The organism is Psychrobacter sp. I-STPA6b (assembly GCF_020662265.1).
In the GTDB taxonomy this organism is placed as follows: domain Bacteria; phylum Pseudomonadota; class Gammaproteobacteria; order Pseudomonadales; family Moraxellaceae; genus Psychrobacter.
This window is the reverse complement of record NZ_VEWM01000023.1, coordinates 1-456: the sequence shown is the minus strand read 5'-3', so window position 1 is coordinate 456 and position 456 is coordinate 1. Positions and strand designations below refer to the sequence as shown.

General features: G+C 40.6%; 1 protein-coding gene. It reads left to right on the top strand.

Annotated elements, in window-relative coordinates:
- The coding region (locus FHK88_RS03460; RefSeq protein WP_227429388.1) for a cytochrome ubiquinol oxidase subunit I at positions 1–408 on the top strand (408 nt) is incomplete at its 5' end.
- Between the last annotated feature and the right edge of the window lie 48 nt (positions 409–456).

Below are 456 nucleotides of genomic sequence, written 5' to 3'. Positions count from 1 at the left end.
CTATGGATGTTGATGACACCGCTTGGTTTTATTGCCCTGTTGGCAGGCTGGTTTGTCACTGAGGTTGGACGACAACCATGGACAGTATATGGAATCATACGTACATCTGAGAGTGCTTCACCTCATATTTCTTCTCAGGTAGCCACCACCTTAGCAGGCTTTATTATTGTTTATACCTTTATTTTTGGGGCAGCCACTATTTATATTTTAAGACTCATTGCTAAAGGCCCACAGCCATTTGATGACGATCTTGAAGATGATAACTTCTTTGAACATTCTGTCACTGAAGGACAAGGGCGTACCCTTAGTGGTGATCAAAAACCTGCTGAAAATACACGTGAAGATACAAAATCAGATAACAATACAAGTTTAGAAAAAAATGATGACCTAGATGGAGGGCTACGCTAATGTTTAACTTTGGTGAAGTATTAGATTTGCCACTCATCTGGGGTGGAT